We start from the raw sequence: 17,516 nt of genomic DNA, 5'->3' as shown, positions 1-17,516 counted from the left end.
AACACAAGCGTTACCGGAAAACTCAGGCCTCGACAGTAGCCGGAGCTTCCTTCGACTCGCGTGCATCCAGGCGAGCCGCCATGCGGTCGATGTTGGCGAGCGACACCAGGTGGGCGTAGATCCAACCGAAGGCGCCTTCGCGCAGGAACTCGTGGGCCGTCTTCTCGTCCAGACCGCGCAGGCGCTCTTCGTTGATCACGAACAGGCCGTTAAGGTTGATGTTCTTGCCTTCCTTCTGCAGCGTGATGGTGCGCGGCTCGAGCAGGTTGTGCTCGCGCAGCTTGCCCATGAACCACTGCGTGCGGGCCACGTGATCCTGGAATTCGCCGAGGAAGTTCACGGCATTGGTGAGTGCCGGGGCATCGGTGCCGTCTTCGTTGAAGAGGCGCTCGCCTTCGCTGTCGTTGAAGCCTTCATAGGCCTCGTCGAGGAACACGGTGAAATCGTCGCCCTCGGCGCCGGCCGGCTTCTCGGCCAGCACGAACGGATAGCGGCGCACGAAAGCCGGGATGTACACGCCCTGCTCCCAGAAGCCGTTTTCGCCGACCAGCAGGTTTTCGTTCTGGCGCAGGCCCAGCAGGGCCATCGGACCGGCGGTCTCGATGCTGTCGCCAGCGAACAGGATCGGGAAATCGCGCGAGGCCGGGGCGAATTCCACGCCCGTCAGGGGCACGGAGTGGGCCTTGACGGCGAAATTGATGTTGTTCACGGCCTTCAGGCGAAGGTCGCGATGGGCGGTGCGGTTCAGGGGAACCGGACGCTCGTAGAAAAGCACTTCTGCCACTGTCTATCCCTCTTGGACCCGGCGGACCTGGGAAGCCACCCCGGCCCCCCTTCCAAACCCGTCGGGCTGATGGTGCGAACCCCAACTATAGCAGCGCCGAATGATGGCAACAGCCCCGCAAGAAGCGTACCGGACGGATGCTTTTCTGTAGCAATTATGGGCTATGCTCGGGCCAACGCCCCCTTTGGGAGCGGGATCGCACCCGCGATCCGCACGGAGTTCGACTTGCTGGAACGCTCTTTCGCTTACGTGAAGGACGAGACACGATGACGATGGAAGTGCTCCATGACGACCTGCCGAGGGTCACCGCGTTGCATGCGACGCGGGTGCTTTCCCTCGACGCTGCGGGTCGCATCCTGGACTGGATCAGCTGGCAGGACGCAGTCTGCCTCTATGTGCGCGGCGTGGTCGCCTGGACCCTGGGCGACCCGTGCGTCACCGTCCACGGCGGTACCAACCGCGACAACGGCCTGCGCAGCACCCTCCAGCTCCACCCCATCGTGGCCAGCACCGGCCACTGCCGCGAACACGCGATCGACCCGTCCCCGGCCCTCACCAACACGGCCCTCTTCGCCCGCGACCGCCACGTGTGCCTGTACTGCGGCCAGCAGTTCACCCGCCACGACCTCACCCGCGACCACGTGGTGCCCCTCTCCAAGAAGGGCCAGGACGAATGGGAAAACGTGGTCAGCGCCTGCCTGGCCTGTAACCTGCGCAAGAGCAACCGCACCCCGCAGCAGGCCAACATGCCCCTGCTGGCCGTGCCCTACCGACCTAGCTGGGTCGAGCACCTGATCCTGTCCAATCGCAACATCCTGGCCGACCAGATGGAGTTCCTGGTGAACCACCTGCCAAGGGACCGCCGCCGCCTCTAGGGCCCGTTCCAGCGCGGCAAACCGCCGCAATCCGGCCTCCGCCCCCGTTTTGCCCCCTCCCGTTCACGCACCCTCCCTTGCCCCGGCCCCGCCGTAGGCGAACAATACGCGCATGAACGACCTTTCCCGCTACCCGTATCTGGCGCAGATCGACTCGCCGGAGGACCTTCGCCGTTTTCCGGCCGAAGAACTGCCGGCCATCGCCGACGAGCTGCGCCGCTACCTCATCGAGGCGGTGGCCTCATCCGGTGGCCATTTCGGCGCGGGACTGGGCGTGGTGGAACTCACCGTGGCCCTGCACCATGTGTTCGACACCCCGAACGACCGCCTGGTCTGGGACGTCGGCCACCAGTGCTACCCCCACAAGATTCTCACCGGTCGCCGCGACCGCATCACCACGATCAAGAAGAAGGACGGCCTGGCCCCGTTCCCGCGTCGTGAGGAAAGCGAATACGACACCTTCGGCGTGGGCCATTCGTCCACCTCGATTTCCGCGGCGCTCGGCATGGCTATCGCCCTGCAGCGCCGCGGCGACCAGCGCAAGGTCGTGGCCGTGATCGGCGACGGCGCGATCACCGCGGGCATGGCCTTCGAGGCCCTGAACCACGGCGGCGACGTCGAACCGAACATGCTGGTGATCCTCAACGACAACGGCATGTCGATCAGCGAAAACGTCGGTGCGATGACCAAGATGATGGCGCGCGCGATGTCCAGTCGCACCCTCAATGTCTGGCGCGAGCGTGCCAAGAAGGCCATGCCGCGCGAGTCGCTGTTCGGTCGCTTCTTCAAGCGCTGGGAGGAACACGCCAAGGGCATGTTCGTGCCGTCCACGCTGTTCGAGGAACTGGGCTTCCACTACACCGGTCCCATCGAAGGCCACAACATGGCCCAGCTGGTGAACGCGCTCAACACGGTGAAGGACCTCCCGGGCCCGCAGCTCATCCACGTGATGACGACCAAGGGCAAGGGCTATGAGCCTGCCGAAAAGGCACAGATCGAATACCACGCCGTGGGTCCGTTCGATCCGGTTGCCGGCCTGGCGAAGAAATCCGCGCCGGCCAAGCCCACCTATACCGATATCTTCAGCGACTGGCTCTGCGACATGGCCGGCGCCGACGAGCGCCTGCTCGGCATCACCCCCGCCATGCGCGAAGGCTCGGGCCTGGTGCGTTTCTCGAAGGAATACCCGCAGCGCTATTTCGACGTCGCCATTGCCGAACAGCATGCCGTGACGCTTGCCGCCGGCATGGCCGTGGAAGGCGCGAAGCCCGTGGTGGCGATCTACTCCACCTTTCTCCAGCGCGCGTACGATCAGGCCATCCACGACGTGGCCCTGCAAAACCTCGACGTCACCTTCGCGATCGATCGCGCCGGCGTCGTGGGCCCTGACGGTGCCACGCACGCAGGCAGCTTCGATCTCTCCTTCATGCGCTGCCTGCCGAACATGGTGATCATGGCACCGGCAGACGAAAACGAATGCCGCATGATGCTGAGCACGGGCTTCGCCTATGAAGGCCCCGCCGCGATCCGCTACCCGCGCGGTACCGGTCCGGGTGCACGCCTGTCCGAATCGCTCGATACCCTGCCCATCGGCAAGGCCGAAGTGCGTCGCCGCGGCCACCATGGCCTGGCGATCCTGTCGTTCGGCACCATGCTTTCACCGGCCGCCGTCATCGCGGCGGAAGTGGATGCCACGCTGGTGAACATGCGTTTCGTGAAGCCGCTGGATGAGGAACTGATCCTCGAACTGGCCCGCACGCACAAGGCGTTCGTCACCATCGAAGACAATGCCATCGCCGGCGGTGCCGGTGCCGGCGTGGCCGAGTGCCTCGCCGCCCACGGCGTCACCCTGCCCATCTTCCACCTGGGCCTGCCCGATACGTATCTGGAACACGGCAGCCGCGAGGAAGTACTGACCATGGCCGGCCTCGACCTGCCGCAGATCCGCAACGCGATCCGCAACCGCTTCCCGCAGTACGTAGCCTCCCCGGTAGCCAGCGCCGGCTAAACCCCCTGTAGGAGCGCGCCTTGCGCGCGACCGGTTTTGGCGATGAATGCATGAATTCCGCCAGAACCGGTCGCGCGCAAGGCGCGCTCCTACATGGAAGACCTGCCGCGGTGAGGGCCGCGGCAGGGGGTTGATGGTTTACTGCAAGCCGTCGGCCATCGCCTTCAGCAGCGTGCCGTTGGCGTCGTCACCGCTGAAATCCCACGAGAAGGCGCCGCCCAGCGACTGCGACTTCACGTAGCTCATCTTGCGCTGGATGTTCGCCGGATCGTCCACGCTCCACCAGGTGGTGCCGTTGTAGATCCAGTGCGCACCGGCAGCTGCATCGTCATAGCCTGGGTAGTTCAGGGCCTTCAGCACCTTCCAGTCTTCGATGCCCGCTTCGTAGCGGCCCGGGGCCGCCGTGCCCGACTGGTAGAGACCGTTGTTGGTCTTCGCCACATTCGTCCAGCCGCGACCGTAGAAGCCGATGCCGACGTTGAGCTTCGACGCCGGCACGCCCGTGGCGAGGAAAGCCTGGATGGCGTCGTTGGTGTTGTACTTCTTCGTGTCGCCCGTGGACGGGTCGCTCGCCGTGGCATACAGCGCCGAGTGGTGATTCGTCGTCGGGTCCCATGCACCGTGGAAGTCATAGGTCATGACGTTGATGTAGTCGAGGTACTGCGCGTACTGCCCCGGCTGCGTCACACGGATCTTGTCCACGCCGGCACCCGCCGCGATGGTCAGCAGCAGGCCCGGACGCACGGCGTCGAGCTGGCGACGGAATTCCGCGAGCAAGGCGGTGAAGTTGGCGGTGTCTTCCGGACCACCACACTGCAGGCCGCAGGCTGCCGGGTATTCCCAGTCGATGTCGATACCGTCGAACACGCCGGCCGCCGCACCCGTGCCACCGGCACCGTCGGTCACCGGCAGGTTGCCCTTGATGTAAGCGTCCACGCACGAAGCAACAAAGGCCTGGCGGTTTTCAGGACGTGCCGCGTGCGCGAAGCCACGCGACCAGGTCCAGCCGCCGAGCGAAATGAGCACCTTCAGGCCCGGATGCTTGGCCTTGAGCTGCTTGAGCTGGTTCCAGTTGCCACGCAGCGGCTGGTCCCAGGTATCGGCCGTGCCACTTACGCTGTCGCCTGCGCCGAACGACTTGGTGTAGTCGGCGAACGCATCGCCACCCACGCCCGTGTTCGGATCGGACGGCTGGATCACGCCCACTTCGCAACGGTCATTGCGCACGTTGCCGAAGGCGTAGTTGATGTGGGTAAGGCGCGCGGCCGAACCGCTCGTCTCGATGTTCTTCACCGTGTAGGCGCGATCGTAGATGCCCCACTGCGTGAAGTAACCGATGACACGACGATTGCCGCCACCACCGCCTGCCGTGGTCTTCACGACGACGGAGCCGGACTGCGCGGAGGCATTGCCCGCATTGTCACGCGCACGCACCGTATAGGTATACGACGTGCTGGCCGCAAGGCCAGTATCGGTATACGACGGCGAGGTCGAGTTACCCACCAGCGCACCATTGCGATAGATGTCATATCCCGCAACACCCGATCCACCGGCGTTGTCCGTAGAAGCGCTCCAGCTGAGCGACACGCTGTTCGACGACGGCGTACCGGCAAGACCCGAAGGCACGGACGGTGGCGTGGTATCGTTGCTGGCAGGCGAAACGGTGATGTTCACCGCGGACGACGTGGTCGAGGCGCCCGCGTTGTCGGTAGCGATGGCTGTCAGCACATAGCTGCCCGCTGGAGCATTGCTCCACACCACGGACCACGGCGCGGACGTCTTGCTGCCCAGCGACGTGGCGCCACGGAAGAATTCCACCTTGGCGACCGTGCCGTCGCTGTCGGACGCATTGGCGGTCAGCGTGATGTTTGTACCGGCGGTGAAGGTCGCACCGTTTGCCGGTGCGGTGATGGCAGCGGTGGGCGGCTGGTTGCTGCCTCCACCACTACAGGTACCGAGGTCCTGGTACCAGCCGCAGCTCGGACAGTAATCGGGCGCGGTATTCCAGATCTGCGACGTCGCCTGGTACAGGTGGTTCTTGTAGGTCAGCTTGTCGCCGGCGTTGTAGATGGTGGCGGCATTCCATGCCGAGACGCCGGTACAGGTGGCGGACTGCGCATGAGCGGAGGTGGCCAGCCACGCGAGTGGCAGGGCACAGGAAAGGATCAAGTGTCGGAACGTGACACGCATGGGAAACTCCGTGACAGGGTCGTAGTGCGCCTGGCCGCAGCCAGACATCGAGACGGGAGCCGTCTCACCACATGGCGATGTCGCTCATGCGCAGGCCCGATTGCACGGGCTTTCCACGCATGCGTTTCCCCTTAAGACGCACCTGCCTCCGGCCCTACCCGGTACAACCGACAGCTTGCGTTCGCCTGACACGTATGTGCCTTCGGCTCCCTTCGCCAGCGCGACTCCATGAGCACGGAACCCCGCCAACGCACCGACGTTGCCTACAGGCTGACAACGATGTCAACGCAAGAAATTACTAAAAGCGACGCACATCTCGTTTATACGCATATGGTGCAGCGCACCTATTTTTGTCCTGGGTCAGGCGTGTTCCAGCGATGAGACGAAGCTGCCGAATACGCGGCAACTATTTCCAGCAGGCACCGGTGACGCGATCGCGATCTTCGAGGTCCCTGGCGGTGAAGACGTCCGAACCGCCGGCCGCCAGGAAGATGTCGCGCACGGCAGCGCCCTGGTTCCAGCCATGCTCGACGAGCAGCCAGCCTCCCGGCGCGAGGTGGGCAGGTGCGTTCGCGGCGATACGGCGGATATCGTCAAGCCCGTCAGGCCCCGAGGCCAGGGCCGACAGCGGCTCGAAGCGCAGGTCGCCTTCGCCCAGGTGCCGGTCGTCGGCCTCGATGTAGGGCGGATTGCTTGCCACCACGTCGAAACGACGCCCTGCCACCGGAACGAACCAGTCGCCCGCGAAGAAACAGACACGCCCGAGCCCCAGCTTCGTCGCGTTTCCACGGGCCACCTCCAGTGCAGCCGCACTGGCATCCACCGCAGCCACCACGGCATCGGGCCGCTCGCTGGCCACCGCCAGGGCAATGGCGCCGCTGCCGGTGCCGAGGTCGAGGAGGCTGCCACCACCACGCAATCGCGCGAGTACCTGCTCGACCAGCAATTCGGTTTCGGGGCGCGGAATCAGGGTGGCCGGGCTGACATCGAGGGGAAGTGACCAGAAATCCCGTCGCCCCGTGATGTAGGCCACGGGCTCGCCACCGGCACGCCGATGCACCAGTTCGTTGAAACGTGCCTGCGCGGCAGCACCGATCACGTCTTCGGCATGGGCGAAGAACCACGCACGATTGACGTCCAGCACGTGGGCCAGCAGCAGTTCGGCTTCAAGGCGCTCGCCAAGCATGTCGGTGGCGTTTCGAAGGATCGTGCGTATATCGGTCATGAACGCATTCTACCGGCAGGCCTACAATTCCAGCATGCGCCCTCTCGCCCTGCTTTTCGCCTTCGTCGCCCTGACCGGACTCTCCGGCTGCCATGCCACGTTCTTCGGCGCGGTGAATGCCACGCAATCGTCGTCGGGCGTGACGACCCATGCGGACATCGTCTACGACCCTGCCCACGACCTGGCGCTTGACGTCTACGCGCCCGAACACGTCGTGGGAGCGCCGGTGGTGGTGTATTTCTACGGGGGTGACTGGCGCAAGGGAAAGCGTCAGTGGTATCGCTGGGTGGGCGAGGCCCTGGCCCGCCGGGGCGTGGTCGCCATCGTGGCCGACTACCGGCTATGGCCCGCGGTACGCATGGAAGGGTTTCTCCGTGATGGTGCCAACGCCGTCCGCTGGGCGCATGACCACGCTGCCGGGTACGGCGGCAATCCCGCCCACCTGTTCGTCATGGGCCACTCATCCGGTGGTCATATCGCGGCGATGCTCGCCACCGACAAGCAATGGCTGGCCCATGTCGGCATGAAGCCCCGCGACCTCGCCGGCCTGATCGGTGTGGCGGGTGCCTACGATTTCCTCCCCCTCGACGACCCGGGATACATCGACATGTTCGGCGCCACGGATGCCGAACAGGCCCGCTCGCAACCGGTGAACTTCGTCGATGGCGACGAGCCGCCTGCACTACTGCTGCAAGGCGAACGGGATACCGAGGTGTATCCCATCGAGGCCATCTCGCTGGAAGCCCGCTATCGCGCGATGGGCGAGCCGGTAGAGCTGAAGCTGTATCCGGACCTCGGCCACGAAAAGCTGGTGTTTGCGCTAGGCCCGCTGCATCGCATCGCGCCGGTCATGGACGATGTCATGCGCTTCATCCATGAGCGATCCAGCCAGCCCCTGCGCGCGATCGGTTCTCGCGACACCCCACCCCTGTAGGAGCGCGGTTGCGCGCGACCAGGTCATCGCGATAACCGGTCGCGCGCAAGGCGCGCTCCTACAGGGGCCTGGCAACTTCTGGGCTATTGACCGGCCGGTCGGCGCAAGTTATTTCGAACTCACATATCGTCACGGGGGTTCACGATGCATCGTTTCGTCATAGGGCTACTGCTCGCATTCCTGTTCGCAGGTGTGCCCATGGTCACTGCCATCGCGGCGGATGCTGATATCGCCAAGGAAGACATCACCTTCCAGAGCGGAGGAGTCACGCTCTCGGGCACGATCTATCGCCCTGAAAAAACGGTGGCCGCCCTTGTCCTCGTCCACGGATCCGGACAGGAAAAGCGCATGAACGGCTTTGCCACCCTGCTGGCAAGGCAAGGTATCGCCACGCTCACCTACGACAAGCGAGGTGTAGGTGAATCCGGTGGCGTCTACGCGGGCCCGGAAGTCGGCACCAACAATATCGGCGCAGACAATCTCGCCCTGCTGGCCACCGACGCCAGCGCCGCGATCGATGCGCTATCAGCGAAACTGCCCAAGACCCACGGCGATATCGGCCTGCTGGGTTTCAGCCAGGCGGGCTGGATCATTCCCCTGGCTGCGGAAAAGAATCCGAAGGTGAAATTCATGGTGATGTTCAGCGGCCCCGTCGCCACGGCCCGCGAACAGCTGCGCTTCCAGTTCTATACGGAGAGCAAGCCCAACTTCTGGGATACTCACTCCGAAGCCGATGCACGACAGCACATCGCCAACGACGCGGATCGCTATGACTTTCCCGATACCGATCCGCGTACAAGCCTCGCCAAACTGACCATTCGTGGCCTGTGGCTCTTTGGCGGAAAGGACGTGCAGGCTCCCGTGCAGCTGTCTACCGAAAGGCTCGATGCGCTGAAGGCCCAACACAAGCCTTACGCATACCGCGTATTTCCCACGCTGACGCACAATACGTCGTCTACCAGGACCCCGGCGGGCGAAGAGGCCGTTGCTACCGCCGTGCAGTGGATCAAGTCCGGCACGCTCAACGCACCGCCGCGTCAGTAGCCCCGTCCCTCCTTGTTGCCGCCGCGCGCAGCATCAAGTACTTCGGGATACGGATAGTTGAGCCCCAGCAACTGCCGGATATCCGGACTTGCCCGCTTCACGAACTCCGCCGGCAAGGCAGCGGGCAGGTTTTCCATCGGCTTGACGAACTTCGGCAGGTACTGCGTGATGATCGCGGAACGATCAACCTGGCTGCGGTTCGGCATCGCGCAATGCCATACGGCACCGAAGAAGACCACGGTATCGCCCACCTCGCCCAGCATGCGTTCGCAACGGTCAAAGAAGCCATCACCTTCGTCCGGATAACGCAGTTCGCGCTGTGTACCCGGCATGAAGGCCGTGGCACCGGTTTCGGCGGTGAACGGATCGAGCATGATCGTGACTTGCCCGTTCAACGGAAACGATGAGTTGATCCGCGCCGGATGCGTTTCCGGCGAGTGGTAGTCCCAGTACGGATAATCGATATGCGGCTCCTGCCCCGGACCACCCGGCAGGATGCGGTTGGCTGCGATCGAGCCCATGATGAACTCCGTGCCCAGGAAGGCACGCATGACTTTCATGATCGCCGGGTGCGCCGCCATGCGAGAAAAGATCTCGCCCTTGGCCAGCAGGTTCCACACCCGGCGCTGCAGGTTGATCCGGCCCGCCTTCTCCGCATCGCCCTGGAAATGCGTGACCTTCGCCCCGCCGGCGTCCGCATCCGATTCGTCCATGACGATGCGCCGTGCCTCGGCGATCTCGGCCGGGGTGAACAAGCCCCGCAGGATCACCGCCCCCGCACCTTCCAGCAGCTCCGCCACGATGGCGTCGGTGTCCAGGGCGGCCTCCGTAAAGACACGCAGCGGGAAGGCTGGACGAATCGATGTCGCGATGGCGCTCATGGTGGTCTCCTGCCGCGAAACGCGGCATCGGGTGGTTGGCTACGGGCTTACGCTAGGCCGTTTTGCAAGCGCTTGCAAATCGCAGTGCAGCATGCGTAGAGTCGGTGGCATCCACTGCCACCACGGGATTGCCGACGATGGGCGAGATACCGATCGGACTGATCGGGGCCGGTTACATGGGCAAGGCGCATACGGTGGCCTTGCAGGCTGTCGGCGCCATCTTCGAACCCACCCTGCGCCCGGTGTGCGAGGTGCTGGCCACCTCCACGCCCGAAGGGGCGGCCGGACATGCCCGGCGCTGGGGCTGGCGACACGCCACTGGTGACTGGCGTGAACTGGTGAACGATCCACGCGTGGACGCCGTGATCATCGCCACCCCGCCACGTACGCACCTGGACATGGTCATGGCCTGCATCGCCGCGGGCAAACCGGTGTTCTGCGAAAAACCACTGGGTGCGAACGTGGGCGAATCACTGGCCATGACCGAAGCCGTGGAACGTGCCGGCCTGGCGAACATGACCGGCTTCAACTACATCCGCACGCCTGCCAGCCAGCTCGCGCGGCAGATCATCGCCTCGGGTGAGATCGGCGACGTGATCCAGGTGACCGCCGAACATGTCGAGGACTACCTGCACGATCCCGCGTTGCCGGCTTCATGGCGCACGCGTATCGCCACGGGTACGGAAGCCGGTGCCCTGGGCGACGTCGCGCCGCATATCGTGAATGCCTGTCTGCGCCTGGTCGGCCCCATCGAAAGTCTCGTAGCCGATACACGCATCGTGCAGGCGACGCGCCCCGGGCCCCATGGACCGGAAGCCGTGGAGAACGACGACCTGGGCCAGATGCTGCTGCGTTTCGCCAACGGCGCCAGCGGCAGCCTGAGCTTCAGCCGCATGGCTGCCGGCCGGAAGATGGGCTACACCTACCGCATCACGGGTACGCGCGGTGCCATCGCCTTCGACCAGGAAGACCAGAACGCCTTGTGGCTCTACGACGCGTCGCGCGATGCGTCGCGCCGTGGTTTCCAGAAGCTGTTGATGGGCCCGGCGCACCCCGACTATCTCGCCTTCAACCAGGGTGTCGGGCATGGCACGGGGTACAACGAGCAGATCGTGATCGAGATGCGCGACTTCCTCCAGGCCATCGCCACGGGCGAATCCGTATGGCCGACCTTCCGCGACGGCTACGAAGTAGACCGCGTGATTTCCGCCGCGCTCGTATCCGCATGCGAACGGCGCTGGGTGGACGTCTGAGCTAGCGTGGCCCGGGCAGGCTGTCGCGCCACACCAGCTCGCAGGGGAACAGGCGGCTGCGCGGCACGCTGCCTTCGCCATCGGTCCACGCGACGATCCGTTCGATCGCGTGCAGCACCATGGCGCGAATGGGCTGACGCACGGTAGTCAGCGAATACGACGCCCAGGATGCCAGCGGCATGTCGTCGAAACCCACCACGGCAATACGTCCCGGTACCTCGACACCGCGCTCGCGACACGCATCCAGCGCACCCAGCGCCAGCACGTCGTCGGCGCAGAAGACGCCGTCGATCTTCGAGCCGCCATCCAGCAGACCAAGCATCGCACTGCGGCCATGGGCATGGGTGTAATCGCCCGCATGCACCACCTCGCTCAAGGCGCTCCCCACGGCATCGGAGAATCCCCTGCCCCGGTCGATCGTGGATGCGTCGTGCGACGATCCGCCGATGAAGGCCAGGCGTCGGCGGCCAGCCGCCCGCATCGCTTCGCCCACGAGCCGGCCGCCTGCCACGTTGTCGACGGTGACGACCGGTGCCGGCGACGATCGCCCTGCCCGGCCGAACACATGCAACACCGGCATGCCGGCCTCCCGGCACGACGCAGCGAAACCTTCCGGCGGCGCCGACGTGGCGATCAGCACGGCGTCCACGCTGTACTGGCGCATCATGTCCAGGGCGGCAAGGCCGTCCTCGTCTTCACCCAGGTTCGCCAGCAACGGGCGCAGGCCACGGGCCTGCAATTCGCGGGTGAACAGGTCGAAGACCTCCATGAACGCCGGATTGGCAAAGTGATTGGAGACCAGGCCGATGAGCGCCGTGCGCCCGGTCATCAGGCTGCGAGCCAGCTGGTTGGGGCGGTAGCCCAGTTCGGTCGCCGCCTCGGTCACCTTCAGGCGCGTGCGCTCCGAGACGCTGGCCCCTTCGGTAAAGGTGCGCGAGACCGCCGATATCGAAACACCGGCCCGTTCGGCGACGTCTTTGGCAGTGATGCGGGCAGAAGGAACACGCGTAGGCATGGAAACGAATATAGCCGACGCGAGGGGTGCCCACGGGAATCACCGCGCCGCGGCGCGATGTGAGCCGTCGGTCACACCTGCACGAAAACGGCAAAAGATCGATGTCGTCCGCGGGCGGCTGTAACACGCCCTATGCGCCGCCACGGCACGCGGAGCCTCACGATTGACTTTCCTCCCGCTTCGTTTCTAGAACCGCCGACGGAGGGCCCTGTCCCTTCGCGCGCCCAGGGGTCGATGGTCTTGCCGTTGGCATGCCGTCTTTCGTACTTCGCCACTCGCACGTCCCGGACCGTGCGGCGCGTCCTTCCTTGCAACTGTCACTTACAGCATGAGGGTGGAACCATGGAGAAGTACAACGACGTGAACAGCCTGTGGCGCAACGAGGCCGGCAGCGACAACCCGGCGGGCCCGCTGTACGCCGCCGGCGCGTTCGCCGAGTCCGAGATTGCCAACGAGGCCATCCCGACCACCGTCGGCGGTTGCGGTACCGCCTGTACGGGCTCGCGCACCCGTCAGTGTTGCTGATCGCATGGCGTCCGTGACGACGGACGCCGGCGATTTCGATGTCTCGCTGGGTTGCCTGCTCCGTCCCGCCGTGGGCGGACTGGCAACCCGGCTCGATACCGTCGCCGGCCTGACCGACCGCGAACGCGGCGTGATCCTCGGCGCCGTGGAGGAAACCCTGCATGCGGTGCTGCATGCGCGCCTTGCCCGCCTGCTTGTGCTCGAACTGCACGAAGCCCGCAAGGCGGGACGCCTGCACGCGGACACCAGCGAAGGACGCTGGAACGAATTCCTGGCGCTGTCGGCCACCCAGGCTTTCTGGGACGAACTGCGCCAGCACTACCCCACCCTCGCGGCGCGCACGAGCCGGCTCATCGAGCAACGCTGCGACGCCGCACTGACCTTCGCGCTGCACTGGGCTGCCGACCGGCCCGCGCTGCATGCCTTGCTCGACGGTTGCCCTCCCGGTGAACTGTGGCAGCTCTCGTTCGGCGCCGGGGATAGCCATCGCGGCGGCAAGACGGTTGCTCTTTTGCACTGCGAAGGGGGGCGGCTCGTCTACAAGCCACGCCCCATGGCGATCGACGCAGCCCTTGCGGGCTTCCTCGCCCAGCTACGCCCCGTGCATACCGAAACCATGGCCATGCGTCTGCCGCACTCCCTGGGATTCGAAGAACACGGCTGGAGCGCGCACGTCACCCATCGCCACGCGGAAAGCGACGAAGAGCTGCATGAGTTCTATCGCGGCATCGGCCAGTGGCTGGCCGTCATGCGCCTGCTGGGCGGCACCGACCTGCACGCGGAGAACCTGATCGCGCACGGCGCGCACCCTTATGTCATCGACTGCGAGACGCTCTTCACCCCTCGACGTCCGCCACGGCCATCCGGTTTCGGCGCAGCCGTGGATCGCGCGGCCCAGACGGTCGAAGGCACCGTGCTCAGCATCGGCATGTTGCCCGGGCGCGGCATGGGCCTGGGCTGGCGCGGCGTGGACATGTCTGCACTGGGCGCCTTGCCGGGTCAGCAGCCGATGCTTTCCCAGCTCGACCTCATCGATGCCGGCACCGACCGCGTGCGCATCGGCACGCGCATGGTCACGGTGGAAGCCGCTGCGCAGAATCATCCCTGCACCGAACCGGTACTGTCGCGTTTCTGGCCCGACGTGCTTGCGGGCTTCGACTCACTGACCGCCACCCTGCAAGCCCTCGATGCGGCTGGCGCATTGCGTCCCATCATGGGCAGCTTCGAATCCTGCCGCGTGCGCGTGGTGACGCGCGCCACCGAGGTATACGCCGAACTGGCGCGCATGCTCTGGCACCCCGTGTCGCTGCACGACGAAGCGAGTGCTCGCGAACGCGCGCGTGCCCTGCTGGAGCGCATGGCCGGCAATGTCGCCACCGCGCCCGGCTCGGCCACCGTCATCGCGGCCGAAATCGACGAACTGCTGGAAGGCGACATCCCGCTGTTCGAAACCACGCCGGCTTATGGCCGCCTCGACGGTCCGCGCGGCACGCGCTGGGGCAAGGTCGGCAACCTGGTGGACGAGGCACTGCTGCACTGGCGGCATGCGGACTTCACCCTGGAGCGCAACATCATTCGCGCGGCCCTCGTCAGTGCCTATATCAACGAAGGCTGGGTTCCCGAGGAAACGTCCCTGTGGCCGGCACAACCGCGCCCGGGCGATCTGGACAGCCGTCGCCGACAGATCGCCGCCGACATCCTGCGCGGCATCGTCGCCAGCGCCATCCTCGGCGAAGACGGCAGCATCGCCTGGATTGCACCGGTCTTCGACCCGACCTTCGGCTGGGCGGTGCGCCCGCTGGGCCACGACGTCTACGGCGGTATTGCGGGTATTGCCCTGCTGGTGGCCGGCTACCGCCGAGAGATGCAGGCCGGCCGCGCAGACCCTGTGCACGGTCTGGACGGGGTGCTGGCCGCGACACTGCGCACGATGGATCTCGCCGAGGCAAAGTGGGCCGCGCAACGCGAGGACGTCATCCGCATCCGGCCACCGCAACCCGGCGGCTACTTCGGCGTGGGCTCGCTGATCTGGGTGCGCCTGCGCCTGCATGCCTGGGGCATCGACGCCAATGGACTGGCTCATGCGATGGCCCTGGCGGATACGTTGCCGGATGCGGTGGCTGCCGACGACATGCCCGACGTGCTGTCGGGGACAGCCGGGGCCATTCCTGCGCTACTCATGCTTTACCGCGCCAGCGGCGAAACACGGTTCCTTTCGATGGCCTGCGAGTTCGCGGACGTGCTGCGTGACAAGGCCACGCGTAACGAAGGCCGTGCGTGGTGGCCGCACGCACAATGGCCCGATGGCATCGGCGGCTTTGCCCATGGCACCACTGGTATCGGCTGGGCGTTGCAGAAACTCGCCGATGTATCCGGAGATACCGACATCGCGCAGCTGGCCGCCGAGGCCTTTGCCTTCGACGACGCACTGTATGACGTGACGCTGGCGGGGTGGAAAGACCTGCGCATGCTGCCCGACGCACCCACGGCGGCTGCGTGGTGTCACGGTGCCGTGGGCATCGGACTCTCACGACGCAACGAAACCGGCGACACATCGCTGCATCGCCTGCACTGTGCGGCACAGGCCACATGGGCACGCGGACTCGGCTGGAATCATTCCACCTGCCACGGTGATGCATCGGCATGGGAGCTTCTGGATGCCGCCATCCGCCGTGGCGTAGGCCCTGAAAGCGTGAGTCGCGAATCGCTGCTGGCCGGATGGCTGACATCGATGGAAGACCACGGCCCCGTATGCGGCATCGTCCGCGATGCCTTCGCGCCGGGCCTGATGTCCGGTCTCGGCGGTATCGCATGGCAGCTACTGCGCGCCGGGGAAGGGCACGAATTGCCAACCATCCTCACCATGGAAGACGACGTGTGAGCACGTCTGCCGACGACACCCGGTTGCACGCACCCTACTGGCGGATCGAAGGTGCGGCGCCGGGATCGCGCCATGGCGCCACCGCTACGCTGCAACGCCTGTCGATGGCCGTACGCCCCGTGCTCGCCATCCTGCGCAAGGCGGCGCCATGGACGGCCGCCGTCGTCCTTGCATCGCAGCTGGGCTCGGGCATCGCCACCGCCGGCTCACTGGTGATGGCCGCCGACGTGCTGCGCAAACTCATCGAAGGGCAGTTCGCCCTCGATCGCATGGTGGCGCTACTGCCCACCATCGTTTTGCTGGCCGCGGTGCAGGCACTGCGCGTAGGCCTTGATGCGGTCACCGCCCGCGCAAGGGCAAGGCTCTCGCCGCGCGTACACCGGCTTGCCGAAGAACAACTGCTGGCCGCCGGGCTGGATGTGCAACTGGCCGCCTTCGACGACCCGGACTTCTACGACCAGCTCCATCGCGCGAAGGAGCGCGGCATCCTGCATCTGGAAACCGCCACGGCCTCGGTGGTGGACCTGCTTTCGTCGCTCGTCACCGTGGGAGGCGCCACGGTAGCGCTTGCCGTACTGCATCCCGTGCTGCCGTTGCTGATGCTGCTGGCCTTATGGCCGGAAGCATGGGCCACGCTGCGCGCAGCCAGCCTGCAATATGCCGCCATGGCGACGACGATTTCGCTGACACGACAGGCGCGCCTTATCGGCGACCTTACGATGGAGCGCGATGCGGCGGCGGAACTGCGCGTCACCCAGGCGCGCGATCACGTGGTGCACGAATTCGCGCAGGCGACGACCGCACTGGAGGATCACCTCGTGCGCCAGGGGCTGGCCGAGGCGCGAGCGGCCACCTGGGGGCATGTCTTTTCGGGACTTGGGCAATGGACAGCCTACATCGCGCTCGCTGCCATGCTTCACCTGGGCTGGATCGGTATTGCCGTCGCCGGCACGGCCGTGATGGCCATGCGCGGTGCGGCGATGTCCGTACAGCGGCTGGTCGTGGTGGCGCGCGAGCTTTTCGAGAAAGGGCTCTATATCAGCGACTACCAGACGTTTCTGGATACGGCGGTGCGCAGGCGCAACCGCTCTGCACAGGCGCAAGGCGAGGCACCCGCCACGCCGGGCGATATCGTGGTCGAGCAGGTTTCGTTTCGCTATGCCGGCGCGTCCAGCGATGCGCTGAGCAACGTCGACCTGCACATTTCACGTGGGCAGAGCATCGCGCTGGTAGGCGAAAACGGCTCGGGCAAGACGACGCTGGCAAAGCTCATCGCCGGCCTGTACGAGCCCGACACGGGTTGTGTCCGCTGGGATGGACTGGACCTTCGCGGGCTGTCCGAAACCTCGATTGCCGACCGCGTGGCGATGGTCTTGCAGGACCCCCTGCGCTGGCCACGAAGTGCACGGGAAAACGTGCGTCTCGGCAGGCATACGCGTGAGGACACCCACGACGAAAGCCTGCTCGCCGCGGCGAGAGAAGCCGGTGCGGATGACGTGGTGGCGAGGTTGGAAAAAGGATGGGATACGTTGCTTTCGCGCCAGTTCCACGGTGGCCAGGAACTGTCGGGAGGCCAATGGCAACGCATGGCGATTGCGCGCGGCCTGTACCGTGATGCACGGCTGGTGATCTGGGACGAGCCGACGTCGTCGCTGGATGCGAAGGCGGAATTCGCGGTCTATGAATCGCTGCGCAGGATGGCCCGGGATCGCACCGTGGTGCTGATCACGCATCGGCTGGCGAGCATCCGGCATGCGGACAGGATCTGTTTCCTGGAGCGCGGACGCATCGTGGAGGAAGGTACGCACGACGCGCTGATGGCGCTCGGTGGCCGCTATGCCGGAATGTACACCTTGCAGGCAAGCCTGCTGTAGGAGCGCGCCTCGCGCGCGACCGGTTTT

13 protein-coding genes are annotated in these 17,516 nt (G+C 65.6%); 8 read left to right on the top strand and 5 right to left on the bottom strand.

Features of this window, described 5'->3' with window-relative positions:
- Positions 1–22: 22 nt before the first annotated feature.
- Entirely contained in the window at positions 23–784 is a 762-nt protein-coding gene (locus KR767_RS11265) for a SapC family protein (RefSeq protein ID WP_250876379.1), read from the bottom strand.
- A gap of 266 nt (positions 785–1,050) precedes the next feature.
- Between KR767_RS11265 and KR767_RS11260 the strand changes: the two genes are divergently transcribed.
- Both KR767_RS11260 and dxs read left to right on the top strand, forming a co-directional pair.
- Complete coding sequence (locus KR767_RS11260) at positions 1,051–1,659, top strand: HNH endonuclease (protein ID WP_243853138.1); 609 nt, start codon at positions 1,051–1,053, stop codon at positions 1,657–1,659.
- Positions 1,660–1,771: 112 nt separating this feature from the next.
- Complete coding sequence (dxs, locus tag KR767_RS11255) at positions 1,772–3,667, top strand: 1-deoxy-D-xylulose-5-phosphate synthase (protein ID WP_166947486.1); 1,896 nt, start codon at positions 1,772–1,774, stop codon at positions 3,665–3,667.
- Between the two features lie 138 nt (positions 3,668–3,805).
- Here the strand turns inward: dxs and KR767_RS11250 are convergent, their stop codons facing one another.
- Both KR767_RS11250 and prmC read right to left on the bottom strand, forming a co-directional pair.
- Positions 3,806–5,857: a glycosyl hydrolase family 18 protein gene (locus KR767_RS11250; RefSeq protein ID WP_250876378.1), complete on the bottom strand. Its 2,052-nt coding sequence runs from the start codon at positions 5,855–5,857 to the stop codon at positions 3,806–3,808.
- Between the two features lie 406 nt (positions 5,858–6,263).
- Entirely contained in the window at positions 6,264–7,082 is an 819-nt protein-coding gene (gene prmC / locus KR767_RS11245) for a peptide chain release factor N(5)-glutamine methyltransferase (protein WP_166947484.1), read from the bottom strand.
- On the opposite strand from prmC, the gene KR767_RS11240 reads away from it, so the two are divergent.
- Positions 7,081–8,016, top strand: a complete 936-nt coding sequence (locus tag KR767_RS11240) for an alpha/beta hydrolase (RefSeq protein ID WP_250876377.1) — start codon at positions 7,081–7,083, stop codon at positions 8,014–8,016. The two genes, prmC and KR767_RS11240, sit on opposite strands and share 2 nt — an antisense overlap.
- Before the next feature lie 144 nt (positions 8,017–8,160).
- Complete coding sequence (locus tag KR767_RS11235) at positions 8,161–9,060, top strand: alpha/beta hydrolase family protein (RefSeq protein ID WP_250876376.1); 900 nt, start codon at positions 8,161–8,163, stop codon at positions 9,058–9,060.
- On the opposite strand, the gene KR767_RS11230 is transcribed toward KR767_RS11235, so the two are convergent.
- Positions 9,054–9,941 carry a phytanoyl-CoA dioxygenase family protein gene (locus tag KR767_RS11230; RefSeq protein ID WP_250876375.1) on the bottom strand — a complete coding sequence of 296 codons (888 nt, stop codon included), beginning with the start codon at positions 9,939–9,941 and terminating at the stop codon, positions 9,054–9,056. The genes KR767_RS11235 and KR767_RS11230 overlap by 7 nt on opposite strands.
- A gap of 104 nt (positions 9,942–10,045) precedes the next feature.
- Here KR767_RS11230 and KR767_RS11225 point away from each other — a divergent pair, with 104 nt between their 5' ends.
- Complete coding sequence (locus KR767_RS11225; RefSeq protein WP_250876374.1) at positions 10,046–11,194, top strand: Gfo/Idh/MocA family protein; 1,149 nt, start codon at positions 10,046–10,048, stop codon at positions 11,192–11,194.
- Position 11,195: 1 nt separating this feature from the next.
- Here KR767_RS11225 and KR767_RS11220 read toward each other — a convergent pair whose 3' ends face one another.
- The gene (locus KR767_RS11220; RefSeq protein ID WP_250876373.1) at positions 11,196–12,209 is read right to left on the bottom strand and encodes a LacI family DNA-binding transcriptional regulator; all 1,014 of its coding nucleotides are present in this window, start codon (positions 12,207–12,209) and stop codon (positions 11,196–11,198) included.
- A gap of 342 nt (positions 12,210–12,551) precedes the next feature.
- On the opposite strand from KR767_RS11220, the gene KR767_RS11215 reads away from it, so the two are divergent.
- The 3 genes from KR767_RS11215 to KR767_RS11205 are packed head-to-tail and all read left to right on the top strand — an operon-like array spanning position 12,552 to position 17,489.
- A complete protein-coding gene (locus KR767_RS11215) occupies positions 12,552–12,734 on the top strand; it encodes a DUF6229 family protein (RefSeq protein ID WP_166947480.1) in 183 nt (60 codons plus the stop codon).
- 4 nt (positions 12,735–12,738) lie between these two features.
- Complete coding sequence (locus KR767_RS11210) at positions 12,739–15,615, top strand: type 2 lanthipeptide synthetase LanM family protein (protein WP_250876372.1); 2,877 nt, start codon at positions 12,739–12,741, stop codon at positions 15,613–15,615.
- Positions 15,612–17,489 (top strand): ABC transporter ATP-binding protein, encoded by a 1,878-nt coding sequence (locus tag KR767_RS11205; protein WP_250876371.1) that lies wholly within the window; start codon positions 15,612–15,614, stop codon positions 17,487–17,489. Before KR767_RS11210 ends, KR767_RS11205 begins: the two co-directional genes overlap by 4 nt.
- Positions 17,490–17,516 lie beyond the last annotated feature (27 nt).

This window comes from Luteibacter anthropi (genome assembly GCF_023699965.1).
Taxonomy (GTDB): Bacteria; Pseudomonadota; Gammaproteobacteria; order Xanthomonadales; family Rhodanobacteraceae; genus Luteibacter; species Luteibacter anthropi.
The sequence above is the reverse complement of the archived record's forward strand: the minus strand, read 5'-3'. Positions and strand labels throughout refer to the sequence as shown.